The 25,552-nt window shown below is 56.1% G+C and carries 31 protein-coding genes and 1 tRNA gene; 10 read left to right on the forward strand and 22 right to left on the reverse strand.

Annotated elements, in window-relative coordinates:
- Positions 1-4: 4 nt before the first annotated feature.
- On the reverse strand, positions 5-706 hold the full coding sequence (locus EXZ61_RS16655) for an SURF1 family protein (RefSeq protein ID WP_425353585.1): 702 nt from the start codon (positions 704-706) through the stop codon (positions 5-7).
- Positions 707-742: 36 nt separating this feature from the next.
- Here EXZ61_RS16655 and EXZ61_RS16660 point away from each other — a divergent pair, with 36 nt between their 5' ends.
- Positions 743-964: a twin transmembrane helix small protein gene (locus EXZ61_RS16660; protein WP_142812826.1), complete on the forward strand. Its 222-nt coding sequence runs from the start codon at positions 743-745 to the stop codon at positions 962-964.
- 94 nt (positions 965-1,058) lie between these two features.
- On the opposite strand, the gene EXZ61_RS16665 is transcribed toward EXZ61_RS16660, so the two are convergent.
- From EXZ61_RS16665 to EXZ61_RS22620, 7 genes are all read right to left on the reverse strand, one after another.
- Positions 1,059-1,940 carry a cytochrome c oxidase subunit 3 gene (locus tag EXZ61_RS16665; RefSeq protein WP_142812827.1) on the reverse strand — a complete coding sequence of 294 codons (882 nt, stop codon included), beginning with the start codon at positions 1,938-1,940 and terminating at the stop codon, positions 1,059-1,061.
- A 51-nt stretch (positions 1,941-1,991) separates the two neighbouring features.
- Positions 1,992-2,204, reverse strand: coding sequence for a DUF2970 domain-containing protein (locus EXZ61_RS16670; RefSeq protein ID WP_142812828.1), 213 nt, complete (start codon positions 2,202-2,204; stop codon positions 1,992-1,994).
- A gap of 5 nt (positions 2,205-2,209) precedes the next feature.
- Positions 2,210-2,809 carry a cytochrome c oxidase assembly protein gene (locus EXZ61_RS16675; RefSeq protein WP_142812829.1) on the reverse strand — a complete coding sequence of 200 codons (600 nt, stop codon included), beginning with the start codon at positions 2,807-2,809 and terminating at the stop codon, positions 2,210-2,212.
- 3 nt (positions 2,810-2,812) lie between these two features.
- On the reverse strand, positions 2,813-2,923 hold the full coding sequence (locus EXZ61_RS22210; protein WP_237218990.1) for a cytochrome oxidase small assembly protein: 111 nt from the start codon (positions 2,921-2,923) through the stop codon (positions 2,813-2,815).
- A gap of 32 nt (positions 2,924-2,955) precedes the next feature.
- Complete coding sequence (gene ctaD / locus EXZ61_RS16680) at positions 2,956-4,572, reverse strand: cytochrome c oxidase subunit I (RefSeq protein ID WP_142812830.1); 1,617 nt, start codon at positions 4,570-4,572, stop codon at positions 2,956-2,958.
- A 59-nt stretch (positions 4,573-4,631) separates the two neighbouring features.
- Complete coding sequence (coxB, locus tag EXZ61_RS16685; RefSeq protein ID WP_142814289.1) at positions 4,632-5,816, reverse strand: cytochrome c oxidase subunit II; 1,185 nt, start codon at positions 5,814-5,816, stop codon at positions 4,632-4,634.
- A gap of 160 nt (positions 5,817-5,976) precedes the next feature.
- Positions 5,977-6,546, reverse strand: a complete 570-nt coding sequence (locus EXZ61_RS22620) for a methyltransferase domain-containing protein (protein WP_425353586.1) — start codon at positions 6,544-6,546, stop codon at positions 5,977-5,979.
- Between the two features lie 565 nt (positions 6,547-7,111).
- Between EXZ61_RS22620 and EXZ61_RS16695 the strand changes: the two genes are divergently transcribed.
- The gene (locus tag EXZ61_RS16695) at positions 7,112-7,627 is read left to right on the forward strand and encodes a ComF family protein (RefSeq protein ID WP_342590557.1); all 516 of its coding nucleotides are present in this window, start codon (positions 7,112-7,114) and stop codon (positions 7,625-7,627) included.
- 47 nt (positions 7,628-7,674) lie between these two features.
- Entirely contained in the window at positions 7,675-8,136 is a 462-nt protein-coding gene (locus tag EXZ61_RS16700; RefSeq protein WP_142812832.1) for a tRNA (cytidine(34)-2'-O)-methyltransferase, read from the forward strand.
- Between the two features lie 23 nt (positions 8,137-8,159).
- On the opposite strand, the gene EXZ61_RS16705 is transcribed toward EXZ61_RS16700, so the two are convergent.
- Positions 8,160-8,777, reverse strand: coding sequence for a ParA family protein (locus tag EXZ61_RS16705; protein ID WP_142812833.1), 618 nt, complete (start codon positions 8,775-8,777; stop codon positions 8,160-8,162).
- Positions 8,778-8,851: 74 nt separating this feature from the next.
- Between EXZ61_RS16705 and kefC the strand changes: the two genes are divergently transcribed.
- A complete protein-coding gene (gene kefC, locus EXZ61_RS16710) occupies positions 8,852-10,663 on the forward strand; it encodes a glutathione-regulated potassium-efflux system protein KefC (protein WP_142812834.1) in 1,812 nt (603 codons plus the stop codon).
- 108 nt (positions 10,664-10,771) lie between these two features.
- Here the strand turns inward: kefC and EXZ61_RS16715 are convergent, their stop codons facing one another.
- The 3 genes from EXZ61_RS16715 to pcaF all read right to left on the reverse strand — a co-directional run bounded on the left by EXZ61_RS16715 (position 10,772) and on the right by pcaF (position 14,689).
- Positions 10,772-12,454: an AMP-binding protein gene (locus EXZ61_RS16715; protein ID WP_142812835.1), complete on the reverse strand. Its 1,683-nt coding sequence runs from the start codon at positions 12,452-12,454 to the stop codon at positions 10,772-10,774.
- A gap of 145 nt (positions 12,455-12,599) precedes the next feature.
- On the reverse strand, positions 12,600-13,355 hold the full coding sequence (locus tag EXZ61_RS16720; protein ID WP_142812836.1) for a sulfite exporter TauE/SafE family protein: 756 nt from the start codon (positions 13,353-13,355) through the stop codon (positions 12,600-12,602).
- A gap of 131 nt (positions 13,356-13,486) precedes the next feature.
- On the reverse strand, positions 13,487-14,689 hold the full coding sequence (gene pcaF, locus EXZ61_RS16725; protein WP_142812837.1) for a 3-oxoadipyl-CoA thiolase: 1,203 nt from the start codon (positions 14,687-14,689) through the stop codon (positions 13,487-13,489).
- A 150-nt stretch (positions 14,690-14,839) separates the two neighbouring features.
- Between pcaF and EXZ61_RS16730 the strand changes: the two genes are divergently transcribed.
- Positions 14,840-15,274, forward strand: coding sequence for a DUF1841 family protein (locus EXZ61_RS16730; RefSeq protein WP_142812838.1), 435 nt, complete (start codon positions 14,840-14,842; stop codon positions 15,272-15,274).
- A 56-nt stretch (positions 15,275-15,330) separates the two neighbouring features.
- On the opposite strand, the gene EXZ61_RS16735 is transcribed toward EXZ61_RS16730, so the two are convergent.
- A complete protein-coding gene (locus EXZ61_RS16735; protein ID WP_142812839.1) occupies positions 15,331-15,996 on the reverse strand; it encodes a c-type cytochrome in 666 nt (221 codons plus the stop codon).
- Positions 15,997-16,102: 106 nt separating this feature from the next.
- Between EXZ61_RS16735 and EXZ61_RS16740 the strand changes: the two genes are divergently transcribed.
- From EXZ61_RS16740 to EXZ61_RS16760, 5 genes are all read left to right on the forward strand, one after another.
- A complete protein-coding gene (locus EXZ61_RS16740) occupies positions 16,103-16,957 on the forward strand; it encodes an AAA family ATPase (protein WP_142812840.1) in 855 nt (284 codons plus the stop codon).
- Positions 16,958-16,974: 17 nt separating this feature from the next.
- Positions 16,975-17,196, forward strand: coding sequence for a hypothetical protein (locus tag EXZ61_RS16745; RefSeq protein ID WP_142812841.1), 222 nt, complete (start codon positions 16,975-16,977; stop codon positions 17,194-17,196).
- A complete protein-coding gene (locus tag EXZ61_RS16750; protein WP_201799086.1) occupies positions 17,193-17,804 on the forward strand; it encodes a GNAT family N-acetyltransferase in 612 nt (203 codons plus the stop codon). The genes EXZ61_RS16745 and EXZ61_RS16750 overlap by 4 nt, the downstream gene beginning before the upstream one ends.
- Before the next feature lie 30 nt (positions 17,805-17,834).
- Positions 17,835-19,046 carry a vWA domain-containing protein gene (locus EXZ61_RS16755; protein WP_142812842.1) on the forward strand — a complete coding sequence of 404 codons (1,212 nt, stop codon included), beginning with the start codon at positions 17,835-17,837 and terminating at the stop codon, positions 19,044-19,046.
- 45 nt (positions 19,047-19,091) lie between these two features.
- Positions 19,092-19,166 (forward strand) — tRNA-Arg (locus EXZ61_RS16760).
- A 226-nt stretch (positions 19,167-19,392) separates the two neighbouring features.
- Here the strand turns inward: EXZ61_RS16760 and EXZ61_RS22000 are convergent.
- The 9 genes from EXZ61_RS22000 to EXZ61_RS16805 all read right to left on the reverse strand — a co-directional run bounded on the left by EXZ61_RS22000 (position 19,393) and on the right by EXZ61_RS16805 (position 25,536).
- Positions 19,393-19,695: a DUF5710 domain-containing protein gene (locus tag EXZ61_RS22000; RefSeq protein ID WP_201799087.1), complete on the reverse strand. Its 303-nt coding sequence runs from the start codon at positions 19,693-19,695 to the stop codon at positions 19,393-19,395.
- A 34-nt stretch (positions 19,696-19,729) separates the two neighbouring features.
- Entirely contained in the window at positions 19,730-20,257 is a 528-nt protein-coding gene (locus tag EXZ61_RS16770) for a GNAT family N-acetyltransferase (RefSeq protein ID WP_142812843.1), read from the reverse strand.
- Positions 20,257-20,850: a helix-turn-helix domain-containing protein gene (locus EXZ61_RS16775; RefSeq protein WP_237218991.1), complete on the reverse strand. Its 594-nt coding sequence runs from the start codon at positions 20,848-20,850 to the stop codon at positions 20,257-20,259. The genes EXZ61_RS16770 and EXZ61_RS16775 overlap by 1 nt, the downstream gene beginning before the upstream one ends.
- 98 nt (positions 20,851-20,948) lie before the next feature.
- Positions 20,949-21,692 carry a lysophospholipid acyltransferase family protein gene (locus tag EXZ61_RS16780; protein ID WP_142812844.1) on the reverse strand — a complete coding sequence of 248 codons (744 nt, stop codon included), beginning with the start codon at positions 21,690-21,692 and terminating at the stop codon, positions 20,949-20,951.
- Positions 21,693-21,725: 33 nt separating this feature from the next.
- On the reverse strand, positions 21,726-23,018 hold the full coding sequence (locus EXZ61_RS16785; protein WP_142812845.1) for a dihydroorotase: 1,293 nt from the start codon (positions 23,016-23,018) through the stop codon (positions 21,726-21,728).
- A 34-nt stretch (positions 23,019-23,052) separates the two neighbouring features.
- Entirely contained in the window at positions 23,053-24,015 is a 963-nt protein-coding gene (locus EXZ61_RS16790) for an aspartate carbamoyltransferase catalytic subunit (protein WP_142812846.1), read from the reverse strand.
- Between the two features lie 2 nt (positions 24,016-24,017).
- The gene (pyrR, locus tag EXZ61_RS16795; RefSeq protein ID WP_142812847.1) at positions 24,018-24,515 is read right to left on the reverse strand and encodes a bifunctional pyr operon transcriptional regulator/uracil phosphoribosyltransferase PyrR; all 498 of its coding nucleotides are present in this window, start codon (positions 24,513-24,515) and stop codon (positions 24,018-24,020) included.
- Positions 24,512-24,940 (reverse strand): Holliday junction resolvase RuvX, encoded by a 429-nt coding sequence (gene ruvX / locus EXZ61_RS16800; RefSeq protein WP_142812848.1) that lies wholly within the window; start codon positions 24,938-24,940, stop codon positions 24,512-24,514. Before ruvX ends, pyrR begins: the two co-directional genes overlap by 4 nt.
- Entirely contained in the window at positions 24,937-25,536 is a 600-nt protein-coding gene (locus EXZ61_RS16805) for a YqgE/AlgH family protein (RefSeq protein ID WP_142812849.1), read from the reverse strand. Before EXZ61_RS16805 ends, ruvX begins: the two co-directional genes overlap by 4 nt.
- Between the last annotated feature and the right edge of the window lie 16 nt (positions 25,537-25,552).

The following is a 25,552-nucleotide window of genomic DNA, read 5'->3' on the forward strand; positions in this document are numbered from 1 at the left end:
TGGATCAGTCTTTGGGTCTAGAAATTCGGGGGCGGATGATTTGAAACCAAGCATACAAACCCGCAATAAGCGCCGCCAGCGCGAACCACTGGAATGCGTAGCCGTAGTGTTTGTCAACACCCACGTTGACGACAGGCCAGTGTTGCAGCAGGCCGCCTGACACTGCGTCTGTTTGCTGCACGCTTATCTCGGTCAAAAGGTCAATACCTGCGGCCGATGCAAACTGCTTGAGATCGACATTTTGCCGGATCTGTCCCTCAGGCTGGGTGCCCAAGTCATAAAGGGCACCCGGTGGCGGGGTGATTCGTCCAACTAAGACCACAACGCCCGTTGGACTTGCGACTTGAGGTACGTCTGCCCGGTTCTCGAAGTTGCGTGGGATCCATCCACGCTGCACCATCACAGATGACTTGCTGCCCTCCAACAAAAAGGGAGTCAGAACGTAAAAGCCAACGCGTCCCTCCATAGGACGGTTGTCTAGCAAAACGGTTTGTCCGGGTATCCACTGACCACGCAATACAGCGCTCCGATACAAATGACTAACGGGAGTGTCAGCAAGCAGCTGCGCGTTGTCCAAGGCAGGCTTACTTGCCTGGGCCTCTACTGCAGCCTGGGCGGTCAGCTTTTGCTCTGCCCGCGAGAGCTGCCAACGCCCAAGCGATAGCCCACTCAGCACAAGTGCCAAAGCAAGTAGAAAAACCAACACGTGCTTGCTTCGGGTTTTCACAACATAATCCCCACCATGACGTACTTAGTGATCATTGCATTCATTGCCATTTTGGCGAGCTTAGGTTTTGCGCTTTACTACATGTTGCGCGGAGGACAAGAAGGAGACGCAAAGTCGAAACGTATGGCCAAGGCCTTGGCGGTGCGCGTCGGCATTTCCATCACGTTGTTCGCCTGTGTATTACTGGCTTGGCAATTGGGACTTATCCATCCAACGGGCATTCAAGCAGGCCAATAAAGCCAAGACTACCTAAGCAGTCGCAAACCCTACTTCATAGACATAAACTAAAAAGGCACCTACGACGGTGCCTTTTTTCATGGGTATCCCAGAACTACATCCAGTAAACCAAGATGTACAGACCCAGCCACACAACGTCAACAAAATGCCAATACCAAGCCGCACCTTCAAACCCGAAGTGGCGTTTGGGTGTGAAATGGCCTTTTTGCAACCTCAAGGTGATGAACAAGAGCATGAGCATACCCACGAATACGTGGAAGCCATGGAAACCCGTCAATAAATAGAACGTTGAGCCATACACCCCTGATGTGAGCTTAAGGTTAGCTTCTTCGTACAAATGGTGGTACTCGTAGCCTTGCACGCCCAAAAACGTGGCACCCAAGAGCACGGTGATCCACATAAAGGTCAAGGTTTTGCTGCGATTTCCATCAACCAAGGCATGGTGGGCGATGGTTAGCGTAACACCTGAAGTCAACAACAAGGCGGTGTTAATTGTGGGCAACCAAAACGGCCCCATGGTTTGAAACTGCTCAACGATATGTGCGGGTGACGCTGTAGCACCAGCTGCAACGCTGGGCCACACCGCCTTGAAACCGGGCCACAGCAGGGAATTATCCAAACTCCCTAATGCGGGCACAGAATGAGCGCGTGCCCACCACAAGGCAGTAAAGAAGGCACCAAAAAACATCACTTCTGAAAAGATGAACCAACTCATGCTCCAACGGTAGGACAAGTCGATTTTGTAGCCATACTGGCCACCTTCACTTTCAGCGATCGATTCGCTGAACCATTGGTACAGGACAAACAGCCAACCAACCATTCCGGCCAACAAGGCCCACATGCCCCACTGCGCGCCGTTGATCCACTGGCCAGCACCCAAGATTACAAAGAACAGGCCCAGTGCGGCCATGGCGGGATGGCGAGAAGGACCTGGGACAAAGTAGTACGGGGTTCCACCGTGTGTAGTTGAACTCATTTCTGCTCCATTTTCAAATTCTTGGCCATCTGCTATTGATGACCATTTACATTACTTCGCAACCACCCAATTGACCAAGGCGATCAAACTCAAAACAAACAACAGCACACCTGCAATACCAACCAACACGACATGCATGGGGTTAACGCGTGCCAAGTCTTCCTGGTAAGCCGACTTGCTTCGGATACCAAGAAACGACCACGCAACCAACTTAACACTAAGCAACCATGTTGACTTAGAGGAAAAAGCGGTATCTTCTTTCATAGCCATCACGATCCAAGTCCTGCTGCCACCAGACCAACTGCAGACGCTATAGGTGCCGGCGGTGTCTTACCACCAACTTCGAAAAACGTATACGACAACGTAATCGTTTTAACGTCTTTGGATAGCTTGGGATCAACAATAAACACCACAGGCCATGACTTTTTCTCACCAGGCTCTAGGGTGTACTGGCTAAAGCAAAAACACTCCAGCTTATTAAAGTGGGCAGATGCCTGCTGAGGCGCGTAACTAGGAATAGCCTGTGCGGACATGCGGCGGTTTTGTATGTTCTGAAACTCATACATCACCGTTGTAACCTCACCCGGATGCACTTGAACAGAACGCTGCCCTGGTTTGAAGTCCCAAGGGCCACGTGCGTTAGCATCAAACTCAATCGTGATTAGTCGACTGGTATCGACCTGGGTATTGGCTGGAGTTGCGGTGCTTTGCCCCACGATCAACTTTTCACCCAAGGCCAAAATGTTTATGCCAGTCATCTCGCAAATGGTTCTATAGATCGGCACTAAGGCATATCCAAACGCAAACATGGCGGCCGTAACAACCGCTAGTTTGCGCAGCATCAACAAGTTTTCCCGTTGCATGCCCATAAGTTACTGACCCAAAAAAACCATTCTTGCCATGAACCCGATGAAAAATGTGGCTGCAACTGTAGCTAGGATCAATCCAGTTTTAAGGTTCGCCTTTTTCTGTTCCGAATTCATGTTGGTTCCTTTACGCGAGGCAGCATCGCCCATCAACCGATGACTTTAGTGGCCGTTGAATCCAACTTTGGCGGGTTCTCAAAGGTGTGGAACGGTGCAGGCGATGGCACTTCCCACTCCAAGCCTTCAGCAGCTTCCCAAGGCTTTTGAGCTGCTTTCTCGCCCTTGCCACGCATGGCGGGCAAAACGACAAAGAAGAAGAAATAGACTTGCGCAAAGCCAAAGAAGAACGAACCAACCGACGCAATTGCATTGAAGTCCGCGAACTGCATGGGGTAGTCGGCATAGCGACGGGGCATACCCGCCAAGCCCAAGAAGTGCATGGGGAAGAAGGTCACGTTGAACGCAATGATAGACCACCAAAAGTGGATCTTGCCACGAGTTTCGCTCACCATCACGCCAGTCCACTTAGGAGCCCAGTAGTAGAAGCCCGCAAACATGGCAAACAAAGAACCCGCCACCAACACATAGTGGAAGTGAGCCACGATGTAATACGTGTCTTGCAATTGGATATCAATGGGTGCAACGGCTGGGATCAAACCAGTAAATCCACCCATTGTGAAAACAAAGATGAACCCGATCGCAAACAGCATGGGTGTCTCAAAGGTCATAGACCCCTGCCACATCGTGGCGATCCAGTTGAAGATCTTGACCGCAGTAGGCACCGCAATCAACATGGTCGCGTACATAAAGAACAACTGACCCGTCACAGGCATACCCGTGGTGAACATGTGGTGGGCCCACACGATGAAAGACAAAATAGCGATCGACGAGGTCGCGTAAACCATGGAGGCATACCCAAACAACTTCTTCCGAGCAAACGCGGGCACGATTTGGCTGATGATGCCGAAGGCCGGCAAAATCATGATGTACACCTCAGGGTGACCAAAGAACCAGAAAATATGCTGGTACATCACTGGGTCACCACCACCGGCTGGGTTGAAGAAGCTAGTGCCAAAATGACGGTCTGTCAGCGTCATGGTGATCGCACCGGCCAACACAGGCATAACTGCAATCAACAAGTAAGCTGTGATCAGCCAAGTCCAGCAGAACATAGGCATTTTCATCAGGGTCATGCCGGGCGCGCGCATGTTCAAGATGGTGACGATGATGTTGATGGAACCCATGATGGACGATGCGCCCAAGATGTGCATGGCAAAAATACCTGCATCCATGGAGGGACCCATCTGCAAGGTCAAGGGAGCGTACAGTGTCCAACCCGCTGCTGGTGCGCCACCAGGCATGAAAAACGAGCCAACTAACATCAAAGCAGCAGGAATCATCAACCAGAAGCTGAAGTTATTCATGCGGGCAAAGGCCATGTCACTTGCGCCAATTTGCAATGGAATCATCCAGTTTGCAAAGCCCACGAAGGCCGGCATGATGGCACCAAACACCATGATCAAACCGTGCATAGTGGTGAAAGAGTTAAACAACTCCGGGTTCACAAACTGCAAGCCAGGCTGAAACAACTCCAGACGGATCAACAAAGCCAACACCCCACCCACCATCAACATGGTGAAGGCAAACAGCAAGTACAACGTACCAATGTCTTTATGGTTTGTTGCATAGACCCACCTCTGCCAGCCGCTTGGGGCGTGGTGATGGTCGTCATGGGCGTGATCGTGATGATCTAAAACTGCGCTCATCTTGATTTCCTTCTCAATTCTCTAAATTCGGTGCAACGATTCGGATTGGTCGAATCAAATTACTTGCGCAAAGCCAAAACGTCAGCAGGCTGAACCACTTGTCCAGTCTTGTTGGACCAGTTGTTCTTGGTATAGCTGATCACTGCGGCGATGTCTGTGTCGCTCAACGCTCGCCAAGCTGGCATAGCTCCGTTGTTTTGGCCGTTCAACAAAACCATGATCTGCTTGTTTTTGTCTGCATCCAAGACCACCGCAGCACCATCCAAAGGCTTGATGGGGCCAGCGCCCTTGCCGTTCGCTTGGTGACAAGCCGCGCAATTGGCTGCATACACCTTCTCACCACGCTTCACAATTTCTTCTTGCGTCCAAACTTTCGATGGATCATCTGCTTTGGCGGCCATTTTCTTTTGCTCGGCAGCAACCCAAGCAGCGTAATCTTGCGCAGACAGCACCTTCACATGAATGGGCATATAAGCGTGCTCTTTGCCACACAATTCTTGGCACTGACCATAAAAATCGCCTGTTTTTTCAGCGCGGAACCATGTGTCACGCACAAAGCCGGGAATGGCATCTTGCTTGATACCAAACGCGGGTACCGCAAATGCATGGATCACATCTGTTGCAGTCGTGATGATGCGAACTTTTTTATCGACCGGCACTACCAATGGGTTGTCGACCTTAAGCAAATAGTCATCCACGCCTTCTGGATTTTTTGGGCCACCTGCATCAGACATAGCGCGCTGAGAACTATCCAAAGTCGACGTAAAGCCGATGCCCTCACCTTCACCCTTGATGTAATCGTAGCCCCACTTCCACTGCATACCGGTTGCTTTGATAGTCAGGTCAGCATTGGTGGTGTCTTTCATGGCAACAATGACCTTGGTTGCAGGCAATGCCATACCAATCACGATCAAGAATGGAACAATTGTCCAGACAATTTCAACCACGACAGACTCGTGGAATGTCGCGGGCTTGTGGCCTACAGACTTACGATGCTTCCAGATGGAATAAAACATCACAGTAAAAACTGCGACAAAAATCACTGCGCACACGATGAGCATGAACCAGTGAAGCCACGCTTGGTCTTGCGCAATCTTCGTCACAGCGGGATGGAGATTCAGCTGTCGAACAGCTGGGCCACCAGGCAAATCGTTAACTGCCTGCGCCAAGGTAAATACCCCAGTTGCCGCCCATGCGCCGGCCGCCAACAGCAGTGAAGCCAATTGTTTAAAAATGCTCTTCATCATGTTCATTTCTTCATTGCATCAGATTGATCAAGCCCGAACCGGGTTGCGCCATGAGGCCGCACACTAGCGAACGTAGCCGAGATTCGATTCCTCGAGGATTGTAGCCGACCGCCCCCTTGCAAAGCCACAATTAATCACCAGATGTCAAGCCCAAATATCAAAGCTTAGGGGCTTGCCGATGGGCTCCTCGCAGCTGTTGCCGCATGTCATCGAGACTCACTGTGGTTTCCGCCTGCATCTGTGCACGAGGGCGAGGCTTAAAGGCATGGCCGTAAATTACCTCAAAAGTGAGGATCAGCCGCCCGCCCTCTTGCGGACGCGCCAACGCGAGCAAAGCCTGCATCAGGTGTTGATGCCATTGCCTGCCCCGCAAGCCCGTAAATCTGTGGGCACTCAAGTTGCGCCCTAGGCCACGCAGCTCTGCCAGCAAGCGCTCGGGGCTCGAAAAGCTAAGGGTAATTCGCTCCATGTCCATGACTGGTTCGGCAAAACCAGCACCAACCAGCATGTCCCCCCAGTCGTGCATATCCGTAAACTCATGGGATGGCATGCCCCATCCTCTCTCTGAGTAAACAGTCCTAAGCTCGCGCAAGGTATCCGGGCCAAGGCAAGAGAACATCAAAAAGCCATCAACGTCTAACAGTGAATGCCACTGCGACAACAGGCTTTGCGGATCTGCGGCCATATGTAGCGCCATATTCGCCCACACCATCTGCGTGGGATGCATAGGCACTTCAAACGACGTCTTTGCCTGGCCCCAATCACTGGGCTTCCACCAAGCTCCCGCGATATTTCTCTTAGCAAGCAACAACTGACTCGCAGGGACATGCAAGGCATGGCATATCGATTTTGGATAGCGTGCCACTAAGAGTTTATGGGCCTGTATTCCTCCAAGCACGGGGGCCCAATGGACCCAGTGCTTGGGAGTTTTAACGATCCACTGCAAACGGGTTTCCATACGACGCGCAACCTCCTCATGCAGCCAAGCCGAGCCATCTGGGTCAGCTGCCACAGGCAGTTGTGACCAACGGTGGGCGGCAATAGGGTCGAGGCTAGGTGGGCGCTGATTGGACATGAAAGGAAATAGGGAGCGGGGCGAGTATATTGGCTCCATGTTCCGCCGACTCCTGCGAGGGTTATCGCACCGCATTCCAAGCCAGTGTGCCGTATGCCACACTTGGCCTGCGCAGCCAGTATGCGAAGCCTGTGTCGCCCAGTTTGCCCAACCTGTTGCTAGATGCATCACCTGCGCCATTGCCCTGCCGCAAGAGATACGACAATGCGGAGGGTGTGTGATCAACCCTCCGCCTATTGACCGAATGCTGGCTGCCGTTAGTTATGGCTACCCATGGTCAACACTGCTGGTGCAATACAAATTTCAAGACAAAACAGGGTGGGCAAAGTCCTTTGCCACTCTGTTACGCAGCACACCTTGGGTAGAACCTGCGTTGGATGCGGCCGACATGCTGATTCCCATGCCCTTATCCAAAGAACGCTTGGCTGAGCGCGGCTTTAACCAATGCGCCTTACTCGCCAAGGCTCTAGACAGCGCCAAAACGCAGGTGCATTTGCTACAGCGGGTACTCGATACTCCGGCCCAACGCACATTGGCCCGCCAGGTTCGGCTCAGCAGTGTGCAGCATGCGTTTGCGGTAGACCCGCTTCAAAGCTACCGACTCAAAGGTCAGCGCGTTGTACTCTTAGACGATGTGATGACTACGGGTGCCTCACTCCACGCCGCAGCCAAGGCATTGCGCCAGGCAGGTGCCAGCCACATCACCGGACTCGTCTTCGCACGCACGGAGTAAGGTGCGTAGCCTATCAGGCACGCCATCGCTCAGGCGACAATAGCGCCATGTTTCATATAGTTTTAGTTGAGCCGGAGATCCCACCCAACACCGGCAACGTCATCCGATTGGCAGCCAACACCGGGTGCAGCTTGCATTTGGTCGAACCTTTGGGCTTTTCGATGGACGACAAGCACATGCGCCGCGCGGGCTTGGACTACCACGAGTACGCCACGCTCAAACGCCATATCAGCTGGCAGCAATTTTTAGAAGACGAACAACCAGCGCCAGAGCGCCTCTTCACCCTGACTACACGCGGTACCCGCAGCCCCTTTGAGGTGACGTTCACGCCAGGCGATTGGCTAGTTTTTGGATCAGAAACGAAGGGTATTTCGGACGCCGTTCGGGCCAGTTTTGGCCCCGGGCAGAGTCTCAAGCTTCCGATGAAGGAAGGTCAGCGCAGCCTCAATCTGTCCAACGCAGTGGCGGTTACCGTGTTTGAAGCTTGGCGTCAAAACGGTTTTGGCTGAAACCACCCCAAGCGCAATCGCGCTTAAGTCGCCAGCCATTTACAGATGGGCGCCCACTGCTCCAAGTCACGCTCCACGCGGCTAGGTGACACATCAAACACTGACAAGCCGCCTGCTGCCAGGTGAATGTAGTTTTGGGTGTCACGCAAAAAGCCCAGCACTGGCAAGCCCAAAGAGCTCACAAACTCATGGAGCTTCTCAGCCGCAATGGTCCGCTCGTCCACCCGCATACCCACAATGCCGATTTGCGCATTCATAGCGTGGCGGTTTTGAGCCAACTCGTCCAAAAACGCACGGGTGGCGTACATGTCGAAAATGCTGGGCTGCAGCGGCACAATGATTTTGTCGGACTGCTTCATCACCTCTTTGAGCCGCTTACCATGCAGGCCTGCTGGGGTGTCTAGCACGGCATAGTGCGCAGCCTTTGGCGGCTTGCCCACGAGCTCCGGCCCTACGTCCCACGCGGAAATGGCGCGCGCCGCGGCAGGGCGCAGGCTTAGCCACAGGTGAGACGATTGCTGCACATCTGCATCTCCCAAGGCCACTCCATGGCCCAAAGAAGCCAAGTAACCCGCAACATTGGTAGATAGAGTGGACTTGCCCACGCCTCCCTTGGGGTTTGCAACAACGATAACTGCCATACATCGCTCCTATAAGGTGGGTCTGCCCGACCAGGCTTAGGAAATGGGTCAAACTTTTGCGGTATCTTAGCGAAATGGAACACACCCCCACTTGGCTGGTTAACAGCTTCATCTATCTCAGTGCCGCAGTCATTGCGGTCCCACTTAGCAAAGCCCTGGGGCTAGGCTCCATCATCGGTTACTTGGCCGCTGGCATTGCCATTGGCCCTTGGGGTATTGGCTTGGTTACCGATGTCCAAGACATCCTGCACTTCGCGGAGTTTGGCGTGGTGCTGATGCTGTTTTTGGTGGGCTTGGAGTTAGAGCCCAAGCGCCTTTGGAGTCTGCGGCGCCCTATTTTTGGCTGGGGTAGCGCGCAGGTCATCGGGTGTGCCGTGCTCATCACGGCCCTCGCGGTGCTGTGCGGAGTGGGCTGGCAAACCGCTTTGGTCGCTGGCCTTGGGCTCGCGTTGTCGAGCACGGCCATTGCCATCCAAGTCATGAATGAGCGAAACCTCATGTCCACGACCAGTGGGCAATCGGCTTTTTCCATTTTGTTGTTTCAAGACGTGGCCGCGATTCCAATACTGGCCCTGCTTCCACTGCTAGGCGCGGTTTCTAGTGCAAATCAAGCTACATCGCCCGCAGAGTATGCGCAAGCTGCTGCAAAAATAATAGCGGTTATTGCTGGAATCATTTTGGGTGGACGTTTGCTGCTGCGCCCCGTTTTCCGATGGATCGCACGCTCCAACACGCCCGAAATTTTTACCGCGGCCTCTTTGCTGCTGGTCGTTGGCATTGCGGGCTTGATGCAAATGGTGGGCCTGTCCATGGCACTGGGCGCTTTTTTGGCAGGCGTGCTGCTGGCCGAAAGCGAATATCGGCGCGAACTGGAAACCAATATTGAACCCTTCAAAGGCTTGCTGCTGGGGCTGTTCTTCATTGCGGTGGGCATGAGCATCGACTTTGGGGTACTGCGTGACGCGCCATGGACTATGGCGCTCATCGTTTTGGCCTTCTTAACCGTCAAAGGCGTGGTTATCTTTGGACTTGCCAAGCGCATGGGCCTGCCCTACCAAGAGCGGCCTGTGTTCACTCTGTTACTGGCGCAAGGTGGGGAGTTCGCTTTTGTGGTGTTTCAGGCAGCCGCAGGTGCTCGGGTCTTTAGTGAGTCAACCTCTTCCTTGCTCATTGGCGCGGTGGCGGTTTCCATGCTCGTCAGCCCGGTCATTTTGGTGTGTATTGACAAGTATTTGCTTCCTCGCTTTGCCAACTGTGGGCGCCCTGAGCTCGAAGAAATCTCGGAGCAACAAGAGGCGCCCATATTGGTGGCGGGCTTTGGCCGCTATGGGCAAATCATTAGCCGCGTCCTCTTGGCGCAGGGCGTACCCTGCACGGTGCTGGACCACGACGCCGACATGATCGAAGCCGCCCGCAACTACGGCTACCGCGTGTTTTACGGCGATGCCACGCGCCTAGACTTATTGCGCACCGCGGGCGCTGCCAAGGCCAAAGTCTTGGTCATTGCAGTCGATGATGTGGAGCAATCGTTGGAAGTTGTGGATCTGGCCCGTGAGCATTTCCCACAGCTGCAGATAGTGGCCCGGGCCCGCGATGTCACCCACTGGAACAAACTACGTGACCGAGGCGTCATGTTGGTGCAGCGCGAACTTTTTGAATCCAGTCTTGCCAGTGCCCAAAGCGTCTTGCAACTGCTGGGCCAGTCGCCCCTGCAGGCCCAGCAAATGACCGACAGATTTCGCGAGCACAACTTGGAACTCTTTGAAAAGCTACACCCCCACTACCGCGACCAAGCCAAACTAGTGGCCACCATCAAACAAGGGCGTCAGCAACTGGAAGAACAAATGGCCCAAGAGCGGCAACAATCCAAAGCCTTTGGCAATTGAATAAGGGAGTAGCACCGCAAAGCGCTACCCCCTCTCTAAGCCACCAACAACACAGCTGCTCAATGGCGATCGCTGTGCGTTGCAGGTTTGTGCCTTATCTAGCCAACATCAAGCCCACTGCACTTTGCCATTGCTGGCGTACCAAGTTTCGACCTTAGGGCCAACTTCGGTTTCAATGCGTGCACGCTTGATTTTCATGGTGGGCGTCAGACATCCGTTTTCAATGCTCCAAGGCTCTTTGGCAACGACCAGCATTTGCAGCTTTTCATAGTCCGCCAGCTCGCTGTTGACCTTCTTGAGCAGCTCGGTCAGTTCCGCTTGCACTTCGGCGCGCACCGCAGGGTCGTTTTGTTTAGGGCGAATGTCCTCAGCGAGCACCACGATGGCATAGGCCGCAGGCTGGCCCACACCAGACACCATACAAGTCTCTACCATCGCGTGGGCGTTGATGCGGTTTTCTATCGGTGCTGGGGCCACGTACTTGCCCTTTGCCGTTTTGAACAGCTCTTTCACCCGCCCGGTGATGCGCAGCAAACCGTCGGACGCCCGCATTTCGCCACGGTCACCCGTGCGGAAGTAACCATCGGCGGTGAACACTTCGGCGTCCAAGTCAGGGCGTTTGTAATAGCCCACCAACTGGCCAGGAGACTTGATCAAGATCTCGCCCTCCTCGCTGATGCGTGCCTGAACACCCGGCAAAGGAACACCTACACAGCCCGGCGCATTGATCTTGGGAGTGGAGTTGAATGAGTAGGCAAAGTCTTCCGTCATGCCATAGCCCTCGATCATGTTGAGGCCTAGCTTGCGGTACCACGCAATGAGCTCTGCAGGAATAGGAGCGGAACCGCTACCCGCTAGCAAGGCTTGGTCCAAGCCCAGCCCCTTCAACACTTTACGGGCAACGATACGGCCCAAGATCGGTATGCCCAACAAACGGTCAAGCTTCTTGGCCGGCATCTTGGCAAAAACACCTTGCTGAAACTTGTGCCAGAGACGCGGAACCGAAATGAAAGTGACCGGCTTAGCGCGGTTCAAGTCTTGCACAAAGGTGTCCAAGGTTTCGGCAAAAAACACATGGGTGCTGCCCGCCACCAAGGATGCTGACTGCACCCATGCACGTTCGAACACGTGGGCCAAAGGCAGGTAGGAGATGATGCGGTTCGGTGAATTGGCCCCAATACGACCACGCACGTTTTCCACCATGTTTTCACTGGCGCGGGTAATGCGCTCAAAGTTGTGCATCACACCTTTGGGCTCACCGGTGGAGCCCGAGGTGTACGCCAGAATGCCGATGTCGGTGCCTGCCCGCTGCACCCTGCCCTCCAGCGGCGCTGTGCGCGCGGTAATGGCGTCCCAGGACTCGTAGGCAGTTTGCGGTGCCAAGGGAAACGCCACACAGGGCAAGCCCGCAGGAACGCCTGGTTTTTGCGCTTCCCACGTGTCTAGCTTGCCTACAAACAAAAAGCTAGCGCCGCTGTGCTCTAAGACGTAGCGCACGGTTTGCGCAGTTTCTGTAGGGAAAATGGCCACAGTGGTGCCACCCGCCATCCAGATCGCCAACTCTGCCATAAAGAAATGGGCGCAGTTTTTGGACAAAATCGCAATCCGGGCACCCGGCTCAAAGCCTTGGGCTTTCAAGTGGGTTGCCATTCTGCGGGACTGGTCTAGCACTTGGCGCCAGGTGTAGTCCACTGTTTTTCCGCCACCCGTGGGCTGGGTCAGAAAAACAAAATCAGGGCGTGATGCCTCATGGTCAAAAACATAGTCCAGCATCAGCTTAGGTGCAGCCATCCAAGGTCTCCTCGTAGTTATGCTTGCAGAATAGCGCAGCATGCTGAAACTGCCGCACAAATTAGCGACAAATCCCTACTTTTAGAAGACTTATTCGGTAAACACCTAGGGTTTGTTGGGATACGAAACTTGTCGCTCCAAGGGTTTACCGCAGGCCATCCCATAGCAGTTTGACCCCAGTGAGCAACATGCCTGTGTACAAAAATTTGTAGAAAAGGTCTTGGCCGATGCGCCGCGCCAAACGCACCCCTATCCATACCCCCACCGGGGCAATGGGGAGCAGCACCATTGAAGTTGCCATATTGCGCATGTCCAACAAGCCCAGCCATGCATAGGGCACCCACTTGGACAGGTTGATCACAAAGAAAAAGAAAGCCATGGTGGCCGTGTACTTCACGGGCGACAAGCGCAGTGGAATTACATACGCGCTGATCGGTGGGCCGCCCGCATGGGCAATAAAACTGGTAAAGCCCGAGGTGACGGTCAGCACCGCGCCCACCCAACGCGAAGGGGGCGCACTGTCAGCTTTAGGTGCGAACACCAAGCGCTGCACTAGAAACAAGAGCGTGAACGCACCCACCATGGCAGAGACGATCTGAGCACTCAAGACCTTGAACAGCAAGGCCCCAAGGCCAATGCCCACCAAGCCGCACGGGACTAAGAACTTGAGCAAAGCCCGGTCAAAGTCTTTGCGAAATGCGGCCATGCCCAGAACGTCCATCAGAAACAAGACTGGCATCAAAATGACAGCAGCTTCAGGCACCGTGACCGCCAGCGCCATCATGGGTACAGCCAATGAGCCAAAGCCTGCGCCAAAACCACTCTTGCTGATGCCCAACAGCAGCACCGCTGGAACGGTGACCAGGTAGAAAAAGGGATCGGTGATCAGTGGGAATGGCATGCGAGTACAGTCGTGAAGACTTGCATTGTCATGCAAATCGGCCTGCAGCGCTCATTCCATAAGCGCAAGCAGCTATGTTTACGATAGCACCTTGCGCACTATCGATGCGCACCCGTGGTGCGATGCTGGACCTAGACCCGCTCAAGCACCAGCGCAATACCCTGCCCTACGCCAATGCACATGGTGCACAAGGCGTATCGCCCGCCACTGGTGTGCAGCTGCTGGATGGCGGTGGTGACCAAGCGTGCGCCACTGGCGCCCAAGGGGTGGCCCAGGGCAATGGCGCCGCCCCAGCGGTTGACGCGTGGGTCCTTGTCTTGCAAGCCCAGCATGCGCATCACGGCTAAGCCTTGGGCGGCAAAGGCTTCATTGAGCTCAATCACATCCATGTTTTCAAGACGCAAGCCTGTTTGGGTGAGCACTTTGGCCGTTGCGGGCGCAGGTCCGATGCCCATGATGCGCGGCTCCACACCCGCGGTGGCCATGCCCACCACACGGGCACGCGGAATCAAGCCATGGCGCATGGCAGCGGCCTCGCTAGCCAGCAGCACGGCTGCCGCGCCGTCGTTGACACCGCTGGCATTGCCCGGCGTCACGGTGCCGTCGGGGCGCACCACCCCCTTGAGCTTGGCCAATGCCTCCAGGCTGGTGTCACGCGGGTGTTCGTCTTGGCGCACCACAATGGGCTCGCCCTTCTTCTGCGCAATGCTCACAGGCGTGATTTCTGCGTCAAAGTGGCCCGCTTGCTGCGCCGCCACAGCCTTGCGCTGGCTGGCCATTGCAAACTGGTCTTGGTCAGCGCGAGAAATAGAAAACTCTGTCGCCACGTTTTCAGCCGTCTCAGGCATGGAGTCCACGCCGTATTGCGCCTTCATAAGGCTGTTGATGAAGCGCCAGCCAATGGTGGTGTCGTACACCGCGTTGTTACGACCAAAGGCGGTATCCATCTTCGGCATTACAAAGGGGGCGCGGCTCATGCTCTCGACCCCGCCCGCTATCAAAAATGAAGCCTCGCCGGCTTTAATGGCGCGCGCTGCCGTGCCAATAGCGTCTAGCCCTGAACCACACAAGCGGTTGATGGTGGCGCCTGCGGCCTCCACTGGCAGCCCGGCCAACAGGCCTGCCATGCGGGCCACGTTGCGGTTGTCTTCACCCGCTTGGTTAGCGCAGCCCAAGAGCACCTCATCCAAGGCAGCCCAATCCGCCTTGCTATTGCGCGCCATCAGCGCCTTCAGCGGAATGGCAGCCAGGTCATCGGTGCGCACACTGGCCAGCGCACCGCCGTAGCGGCCAAAAGGCGTGCGAATGGCGTCGCAAATATAGGCGTGGGTCATGGGTCGAGTCCTTAATGAAAATGCGCAATGGCGGCATAGCCATGCCTCACAATTACTTTAACTTTAAACTATTTTTCACCGTAATCACAGCCTTGTGAGCCTAGGTAGTTGTACTGAGACTGGGCTGGGGCTTCGTGCTAACCTTGTGACATGTTTAACCCATCCCAAGCCGACGTACGCCGCTTTTTTTGCGCCGTTTATGCCAAAGCCCTCGCAGGTAGTGCGCTAGAAGCTATCGAAGTCATAGCAAGCCAATGGATCAACGAGCACCCTGAATACCACGCAGACTTTGCCGATGTAGACACAGCCTTGGCCACCATGTACGAGTCTGAGCCGGGCCGCACCAACCCGTTTTTGCACCTGTCCATGCATTTGTCCATCAGCGAGCAGTGCAGCATCGACCAGCCGCGTGGCATTCGCCAAGCTGTCGAGTTACTCACCCACCGCCGCAACTCGCTGCACGACGCCCACCACGACGCCATGGAGTGCCTGGGCACCATGATTTGGGAAAGTCAGCGCGCGGGCCGCCCGCCCGATGGCAATGCCTATATTGCCTGTGTGCAACGCCACGCAACCAGAGACTGAGTCCAGACGAAAAAAAACCGCTCATAGAGCGGTTTTTTTGTTCGCTGCTTGCCAGCTTACTTGAAGCGGCTTTGTGGCACGGTCTTCAAATCGCTAGGCAGGCTGCCTACGTAGTTGGCCAATTCTTTGAGTTCGGCGTTAGAGAACTGCTTGGCAATACCTCCCATGATGGCGTTACCACGCCCCACTTGCGCGCTTTCCACGTTCTTGTAGGACTTCAAAGCCACAAACAGGTAATCGCTGTGCTGGCCAGCAATCTTGGGATAAGACGGGTCAATCGGCTTGCTGAAGTTAGCACCGTGGCATGACGCACAGTTGCCTTTGGCCACCAACTCTTGGGCCTTGGTTGTGCCGGCCGCAGCGGCTGGCAACTCAGGCGCACCTTCCACAACACCGCTGGCGGCGTAGTAGGCTGCCAAGTCGGCAATGTCTTGGTCGCTCAAAGAATCTGCAATTCCACGCATGGTGGGGTGCTTGCGGTCACCCTTTTTGTAACCATTCAAAGCGGCTGCAATATAGGCAGCGCTTTGGCCAGAGATCATGGGAACTTTGTGAATTTCAGGGAAACTGGCTTGGTAGCCTTTGATGCCGTGGCAGCCAATGCACATCGAGTTCTTGCCGGCACCGGCCTTGGCATCACCCTTGACCTCCTGGGCATTGACAGAGAAGGAGGTCGCAAATGCGACAACCAGTACAGACAGTGATGACAGGAATTTGTTCATTTTGAGAGGACAATCAACCGGTGTTTGAGATGGATCAATCGTTCATTATATCGACCAGCCACGCATCAACAAGCTCTGCGCAGCCTCAATTTATCAAGTTAGAACTATGAAATTTCAAGGTACCAAGAACTACGTTGCCACCCAAGATTTGATGCTCTCGGTCAATGCCGCCATGACCTTGCAGCGCCCGCTCTTGGTCAAAGGGGAGCCTGGCACCGGCAAAACCATGTTGGCCGAAGAAGTGGCGCAAGCGCTGGACATGCCGCTGCTGCAGTGGCATATCAAGTCCACCACCAAGGCGCAACAGGGCTTGTACGAATACGACGCCGTGAGCCGCTTGCGTGACTCACAGCTGTCGGATGTGGATGGTGGCCAGCGTGTCAAAGACATCAACAACTACATTGTCAAAGGCGTGCTGTGGCAGGCCTTCACGGCAGACCGCCAAGTGGCGCTCTTGATTGATGAGATTGACAAGGCCGACATCGAGTTCCCCAACGACTTGCTGCGCGAGATCGATCGCATGGAGTTCTACTGCTACGAAACGCGTGAACTCATCCGTGCCAAACACCGCCCACTGGTGTTCATCACGTCGAACAACGAAAAAGAACTTCCCGACGCATTTTTGCGCCGCTGCTTCTTCCACTACATCAAGTTCCCCGATGCCACCACCATGCAAAGCATTGTGGATGTGCACTTCCCCGGCTTGAAAAAAGAGCTGCTGTCAGCGGCCATGAAAACTTTTTTTGATGTGCGCAACCTACCAGGCCTGAAAAAGAAGCCCTCCACCAGTGAACTGCTGGACTGGCTCAAGCTGCTGCTGGCCGAGGACATTCCGCTGGAAGCCTTGCAAAGCAAGGACGAAAAGATGGCAGTGCCACCGCTGGTGGGCGCTTTGCTCAAAAACGAGCAAGACGTCACGCTGTTTGAAAAACTGATGTTCATGCAACGCCACAACCGCTAAACCACTGCAACCCTCCAATGACGAACAAACTTTTAATCGAAGGCCTGTCCGACGCTGTGGGCTTTGTGGGCGGCGCGCTTCTTGGCTTTTGGGTCGGGCGAATGCTTGGCTTGGACTTGTTTGCCCCCGGTTACGGCAACGCCAGCATTGGCGCCATCGTGCTGGTGGGCTTGGGCGGAGGCTTAGGGCTACAACTGGCCCGCCGCTGGCGCGTCAGTCGACAAAAGGGAGACAAATGATGGCCTTGTGTAGCCCCGTGACATTGACAGGTCAGTACGCCACCTTGGTCCCCCTGGCCCCAGAACACCATGACGACTTGGTAGAAGGTGTGCGTGATGGCGAGTTGTGGAAGCTGTGGTACACCGCCATTCCTACGCCGGAAGGCATGCAAGCCGAGATTCGCCGCCGCTTGGACTTGCAAAGCAAAGACTCCATGCTGCCGTTTGCCATTGTGGACAACGCGTCGGGCAAAGCCGTGGGCATGACCACTTACATGAACATCGACAACGCCAATCGGCGGGTAGAGATTGGCTCCACCTGGTATCGCAAAAGCGTACAGCGCAGCCCCATCAACACCGAGTGCAAACTCATGCTGCTGGGCCACGCGTTTGACAGTTTGCAGTGCATTGCCGTGGAATTTAGAACGCACTTTTTCAACCACCAAAGCCGCGCAGGCATTGAGCGCTTGGGCGCCAAGCTCGACGGCGTGTTGCGCAGCCACCAGGTCAACCCACACCCTGACGCCAAAGGCACGCTGCGCGACACCTGCGTGTACAGCATCATTGCGCCCGAGTGGCCTACGGTGCGTGCGCACTTGCAATACCAACTGACCAAGCCCCGCGTCTAAGCGCTTGCCCGCACTTCAACCACCACTGCCATGTTGCTTGACTTCTTTTACACCCTGCGCGCAGCCAAGCTCCCTGTGTCGGTCAAAGAGTACCTGACACTGCTAGAAGCCTTGCAAAAAGGGGTGGTGGGCCCAAACACCGTGGCCGACGAAGGCGATGCCAGCAGTGGCTACAAGATAGACGACTTTTACTACCTCGCCCGCACCGCGCTGGTCAAAGACGAAAAGCACTACGACAAGTTCGACCGCGCCTTTGCCGCCTACTTCAAAGGCGTGGAGATGATTGCGGACTTCACCAAAGACATCCCCGCCGACTGGTTGCGTAAAAACCTAGAGAAATTCCTCACGCCCGAAGAGCAAGCCAAGCTGCAAAAAATGGGCTGGGACGAGCTCATGGACACGCTCAAGAAGCGCTTGGAAGAGCAAAACGAACGGCACGAAGGCGGCAATAAATGGATTGGCACGGGCGGCACCTCGCCCTTTGGTGCCTACGGCCAAAACCCGCAAGGCGTGCGTATAGGCCAAGACAAGGGGCGCAATAAAAGTGCAGTCAAAGTGTGGGACCAGCGGGCCTACAAAGACTACGACGACACGCAAGAGCTAGGTACCCGCAACATCAAAGTAGCGCTTCGCCGCCTGCGCAAATTTGCCCGCGAAGGCAACGAGCTAGAGCTAGACTTGGACGACACCATACGCAGCACGGCCGCCAACGCGGGCTACCTGGATATCAAGATGGTGCCCGAGCGGCACAACAATGTGAAAGTGTTGCTGCTCATGGACGTGGGTGGCACCATGGACGAACACATCCAACGCGTGGAAGAGTTGTTCAGCGCGGCCAAGACCGAATTCAAGCACCTGGAGTTTTATTACTTCCATAACTGCGTGTACGACTTCATGTGGAAAAACAACCGCAGGCGCTTTGCCGAAAAGTTTGAAACCTGGGACATCATCCGCAAGTACAACAAAGACTACAAACTGATCTTTGTGGGCGATGCCACCATGAGCCCGTACGAAATTTTGCAGCCCGGCGGCAGCGTGGAATACAACAACGAAGAGCCCGGCGCCGAGTGGATGCAACGCCTGACCAACGCCTTCCCCAAATTCGCGTGGATCAACCCAGAGCCGCAAGGCGTGTGGCAGTACCGCCAAAGCATCAGCCTGATCCAGCAGTTGGTGCAGCAGCGCATGTACCCGCTGACACTCAAAGGCTTAGAAGAAGCCATGCGCCAGCTCACCAAGTAAAGAATCGCTGCGCCCGTGCCCTAGAATACGGGCTCTCTCTGCCACGCCGCCGTAGTTCAATGGATAGAACGAGCGCCTCCTAAGCGCTAGATATGGGTTCGATTCCCGTCGGGGGCGCCAAGCGCGCAGAGTGTCGATGCATCCCCTCAAGCTAGTTGCCTGCGGTTATCAAGCCTAACTAGCCGTTAGCGCGCATCCACATTGCGCAGACCGCTTCAAAGTTCATAGCAGACCGTCTAGCTGCGATGTTGCCCACTTTGCTGGGCATCCAACCTGCGCCTCAGTGGCAACCGTTTTGCCAAGGATGCGCAGCCCTTCACACACGACACCTGAATGCGCTTGCCGCTCAAGCCTTAGCAAAAGTCACTTGCGCTGCTGGGGTGTGTTCACATGCCACCCAAGGCAAGACTTGGCAGCCACAATGCGCCGGAGCTAGCGCTGGTCCCGTGCGTACACCGGTCGCAGAGAGCTTGCTAGGCGCTGGGGCGGGCGTAGCACGCGCAGCAGCCAGGTCAGGAATCCACTTGGCAAATGGCGTCAGGTCTTCGACATCGGTGATGTACCACACCTTGCGCGTACCGTCCCAGCGGGCGCCCAAGGCTTTAGCAGCGTCTTTTTCGGCAAATGGGGTGACAAGGTTGATTCGCATGGGGGGATTATTGCAAGCAAACAGCAATCACCTCTCACACCGCTCGGTAGAAAAACGTAGTCTTGCACAGCCCCCCATGCGGCAAGAGGGCGAAGTCGGGCACTTCGCCCACACGCTGCCAGCCCATGCGGGTGTACAAGCGCTCAGCCTCTGGGCTGGAGGTATCTAAGACCAACAGGGTTTTGCGGTGGGCCGCTGCCGATGCGTGGGCGGCTTGCATGAGGACGGCGCCCAAGCCTTGTTTGCGGGCGCGGCGGTGCACCAGCATTTTGGATACCTCTGCCCGATGCGGCTGGTTTTCAGGTTGGTCTAAGACCACTTGCACCGTGCCCACAATGCCCTGGGCATCGTCCACCACATGCAGCACGCGCAGCCCCGCTTGCGCATCGGCCAGCACGCGCTCCCAAAACCCACGCGCCCGCTCGGGCGAAAGTGGGTGCATGAAGCTGACCGACGCCCCGCCCTCCACGCAGTCGATCAGCAAATCAACCAGCGCTTGCAACTCCCCCTGTGTGGCGTGGGTCAGGGTGCGAACAGTAGGCAAAGGTGCGACGTTAGACATCAGGGGCTCCAAGGTTTGGCGAGGTTGGCAATCACCACGGCGTAGCGCGCGGTGTGTTGGGTAGGGTTGTGGTAGGCCATGGTTTGGTTGAGGACCATGACCAGGCAGTCACCCGTATGCAAGGTGTGCGTGGTGGTGCCCAGGGTGACCTCCATAGTGCCCTCTAAGATCCAGATTTGCTGCTGCACCACAGGCTCACGCGTTGTGCTTTCGTACATGACTCTGGCCTGCGGTGGAAACAAGACTTCAACGATTTGCACCGCAGCGCCTAGGCTAGCGGGCGTGACGTTGCGGCGCACATAGCCTGAGTGCGGGTCTTGCCATAGCAGTTGGTCTGCGTAGCGCGCAATCGGCTCGGTTGTGGCTTGCGGGTTCTCAAACAGAGAAGCCAAGGTGACGTTGAGCCCGGTGGCAATGCGCTCCAACACCACGGCGGTGGGGCTGCTCTCGCCCCGCTCGACCAAGGACAACATGGAGCGACTGACGCCACTGCGGGTGGACAAAACGTCTAGCGAGTAGCCGCCCTGGGCCCGCAAGTCGCGCACACGCTGGGCGATGCGTTGGTTTAATTCGATGGCAGGAGATTCTTTCATGGTGGAAATTATATCCACCATACTGGAATTCACTCAATCCTCCTACGCCAACGAGCCCGTTGGCATGCCTGCAATGTGTCTAACAGGTGCGCTCTGAGCTAAGCGTTCGGCGCTCGCATGGCTTGGATGGTGTTGCGCAGGTCGTGCGCCCAGGCTCGGCGGTCGCGGCCGTCGGCGGTTTGCGGGGTGCCATAGTGCACCACGGCATGGACGTTGTCGGCACACAGGGTGCGCCATAAGGAAGTGAGCAAACTGTCATCACCGATGTAGCAAGGGGCAAAGCTGAGGGCGCCGCTTGGGCCATCCACAAAGCTCAGTGCCACGGGTTGAATCGGAGCATTCGCCGCAATGGCGGCCTGGAGCAAGTTGGCATGAAAGGGCAAGACAGTTTGGCCGTCGCCCGTGGTGCCTTCAGGAAAGACGGCAAGCACATCGCCCTGCTGCAAGCATTCGGCCATGTGGTGGACCACCCGCACCGCGTCACGGCGGGAGTCGCGCTCAATAAAGACTGTTCCTGCGCCACTGGCCAAGGTGCCCACCACGGGCCAGTGCTTGACGTCGGCTTTGGAGATAAAGCGGCAATAGCGCGCGGCGTGCATGACGATGATGTCCAGCCACGAGATATGGTTGGCCACCAAGAGCAAAGGCCCTTGCTGTGGCAGCGCTCCTTTTACTACCAATTTAATAGCTAGCCGCGCAAGTAGCATGCGCGCCCAAGCACTAATTCGCTCTTCTTTTTGTGCAGCAGTTAGCTTAGGAAACGTCCACCACAGCGTGAACACGCCGCCCAGCAAATGTTGCACCACGAGGCACAGTCGCCCCAAGGCGCGCAGGGTCTTCATCCCTTGTTCTCCAAGCCCACGGTCCGCACCGTTTTACGCTTGGTAGGCCACATGGCCAGCGACCAAGGTAGCCCGCACGCGACCTTGCAACTCGTAGCCACCAAAAGGGGTGTGCTTACCTTGGCTGCGCAAAGCAGAGGGCTCCACGCGCCACTCAGCTTGCGGGTCGAACACGCACACATCTGCCACAGCGCCTACGCGCAATTGGCCCAGGCCCGCTGCAGCGGCCACTTTGCTTTTTGCCAGCACTTGGGCGGGCCGCGCACTCACGGTGGCCAGGGCTTGGGCGATAGATAAGCCGCTGTCTTGCGCCCACTTAAGGGCCAAGCTCAGCAGCAGCTCTAGGCCGGTGGCGCCGGGTTCGCTCTCGGCAAACGGCAGCGCCTTCTCGTCTTCACCCACCGCCGTGTGGTCAGACACCAGTGCGTCAATGGTGCCGTCGGCCAAGGCAGCACGCAGCGCGTCACGGTCGCGCTGCTGGCGCAGGGGTGGCGTCAAGCGCATGCGGCTGTCGAAGTAGCCAATGTCCACGTCCGTGAGGTGCAAGGAGTTCACGCTGACGTCGCAGGTGACGGGCAGGCCTTCTTGCTTGGCTTGGCGGACCAAAGCCACGCCTGCCGCACTGCTGATTCTGCACAGGTGCACAGGCGCGCCGGTGGAACGCATCAGCTCGAAAATGGTGTGCAAGGCAATGGTTTCTGCTGCCACCGGTATGCCGCTCAAGCCCATGCGAGTCGCCAGCGGTCCGCTAGCAGCCACACCTTTACCCAAGTGAAACTCTTGCGGCCGCAACCACACGGGGTAGCCAAAGGTGCTGGCGTATTGCAAGGCACGCTGCAAGACTTGGGTGTTGCTCAGCGCTACCTCAGCTTGGCCAAAACCTACGCAGCCCGCTTGGGTGAGTTCCAGCATTTCGGTCAGCACTTCGCCCTTGAGGCTGCGCGTTAAGGCGCCTAGCGGAAACACCCGCGAGAGCTTGAGTCGCTCTGCGCGGTATCGCAGCATTTCGACCAAGCCGGGCTCGTCCAGCACGGGGTCAGTATCTGGCGGGCAGACCACGGTGGTCACACCACCGGCAACGGCTGCTGCCAACTCGGTGGCGAGCTTACCTTCATGTTCATGGCCGGGCTCTCCTAGGCGTACCGACAGATCCACCAAGCCAGGGCTAACAACCAGCCCTTGGGCTTGCAGCGTGGTGTCGGGCGCAAAGCCGCTGGGGCTACTACCAATGGACAGCACTTTGCCATCCGCAATAGCCAAATCGCCAACCTGATCGAGGCCAGAAGCGGGGTCGATGATGCGACCGCTTTGAATGAGAATGTTCATGGGGTTGCGTCCTTCCGTATGCGTGCCAACAGGCTCAGGCTTCGTTGCCCGCCACAATGCTCATCACGGCCATACGCACCGCAATACCAAACGTCACCTGAGGCAAGATCACGCTTTGCGCGCCATCCACCACGGTGGAGTCAATCTCTACGCCGCGGTTGATGGGGCCTGGGTGCATGACGATGGCGTCTGGCTTGGCCAATTGCAGCTTTTCTGGCGTGAGGCCAAAGCTCTTGAAGTATTCGTGCGACGAGGGCAACAGCGCGCCGCTCATGCGTTCGTTTTGCAAGCGCAACATGATCACCACGTCGCAGTCTTTGATGCCCTCTTCCAGCGTGTGGCACACCCGCACGCCCATGTGCGCCATGTCCGACGGCACCAAGGTTTTTGGGCCGACCACGCGCACTTCGGCGCAGCCTAGTGTTGTCAGCGCGTGAATGTCAGAGCGGGCCACGCGTGAGTGCAACACGTCGCCCACGATGGCCACGGTGAGGTTGCTGAAATCTTTCTTGAAGTGCCGGATGGTGAACATGTCCAGCAAACCCTGGGTGGGGTGGGCGTGGCGTCCGTCCCCTGCATTGATTACGTGGACGTGCGGCGCTACGTGCTGCGCAATCAGGTAGGGGGCGCCAGACTCACTGTGGCGCACGACAAACACGTCCGCGGCCATGGCGCTGAGGTTGGCAATGGTGTCTAGCAATGACTCGCCCTTGGAGGCAGACGAGCGTGCGATGTCGAGGTTGATCACGTCCGCTGACAAACGGGTGGCCGCAATTTCAAAGGTGGTGCGTGTGCGTGTGGAGTTCTCGAAGAACAGGTTGAACACGCTTTTGCCACGTAAGAGTGGCACCTTCTTCACCTCGCGGTCATTGACCGAGACGAAGTTGGTTGCAGTGTCCAGAATATGGGTCAGTATGCTTTTGGGCAGCCCTTCTATTGAGAGCAAATGCACCAGCTCGCCATTTTTGTTGAGCTGCGGGTTACGTTTGTAGAGCATGCTTAGCTTTCCTTCACGTTGAAACTGAAGACCCCCGCATCACTGCGTGCAAGTGCCAAAGATTGGCCAGCCGCCAGACTCACACGTGCCGCTGAGTAGTCCGCTTGCACCGGCAACTCACGCCCACCACGGTCTACCAAAACGGCGAGCCGCACGCTCGCGGGGCGACCATAGTCAAACAACTCGTTGATCACTGCGCGAATGGTGCGACCGGTGAACAGCACATCGTCTAGCAGCAAGATATGCGCGCCATTGATGTCAAAAGGCAGCTGGGTTTGCCCACCAGACGCTAGGCCGCGCTGGGCAAAGTCGTCTCGGTGCATGGATGAAGAAATGGAACCCGCTTTGCCGCTTAAGCCAAGGTCAGCTTGCAGGCGCTCAGCCAACCAAGCGCCACCCGAGGTGATGCCTACCAAGCGGGTATCGCTTGCGCACATCAAGCGCACGCCACGCAATAATTCGCCGTAAAGTGCCTCTGCGTCCAGTGCCAATGTACTCACACCAATCCCCTTAAAAACTGTTCCAAAATAATGCACGCTGAGGCGGCATCGGCATCTTTTGCGCCCGAGGCCAAAGCCTCTGTGGTGCTGTAGCGCTCGTCCACTTCGTAAACCGTTAAACCAAAACGCCCATGGAGCTGGCGGCCAAATTTTTTGGCGCGCGCTGTGTTTTCATGGGCGGCGCCATCGGGATGGTAGGGAACGCCGATGACGATGGCATCGGGTTGCCACTCTTTAAGCCGCTTGGCGATCTGTTCAAAGCGCGCGTCCCCCTGCGCTTGGATGCTGCCTTGCGGCTGCGCCGTACCCATCACCCGGTTGCCCACGGCTACACCGGTGCGCTTGGTTCCAAAATCAAAGGCAATAAACACACGGTGGCTGGGTGGCACATCCGCCGGTCCCATAGCCGGGGCCGGTGCACTCATGCGTGCCCCACTTGGGTGGAGATCATCCAAGACTGCAGGCCCAGCAAGTTGAGGGCTTTTTCATAGCGCTGATCAGGTGGGGTGTCGAAGATCAAGGCTGGGTCAGCTGCAACGGTGAGCCAGCTATTGGCTCCCAACTCTGACTCCAACTGACCACCACCCCATGAGGAATAACCCAAAGACACTAGAACCTTGCGTGGGCCACCACCGCATGACAGGGCTTCCAAGACGTCTTTGGAGGTGGTCATCTCTAAGCCACCAGGAATCTTCATGGTGGACTGGAACAACTGATCTGTCTTGTCGTCGGGCATAGCCAGGATAGGCTCATGCAGCACAAAGCCACGATCCCCTTGCATGGGGCCACCCAAGTACACCGGGGCTTGGCTTAAGTCTGCGCGCTGAAGCGGGAGTTCGACTTTGTCAAAAAGGGACCCTAAGTTGATATCGGCTAGCTTGTTAATCACCAAGCCCAAGGCACCACGCTCACTGTGCTCACACACATAGACCACGCTTTTTGAAAATATCGCATCCTCCAGTCCGGGCATAGCGATCAAAAAATGGTTGGTGAGGTTGATAGGTGCAGAATCGCCGGACATCCTTTTATTTTAGCGG

This window comes from Rhodoferax aquaticus (genome assembly GCF_006974105.1).
GTDB classification, from domain to species: Bacteria; Pseudomonadota; Gammaproteobacteria; order Burkholderiales; family Burkholderiaceae_C; genus Allorhodoferax; species Allorhodoferax aquaticus_A.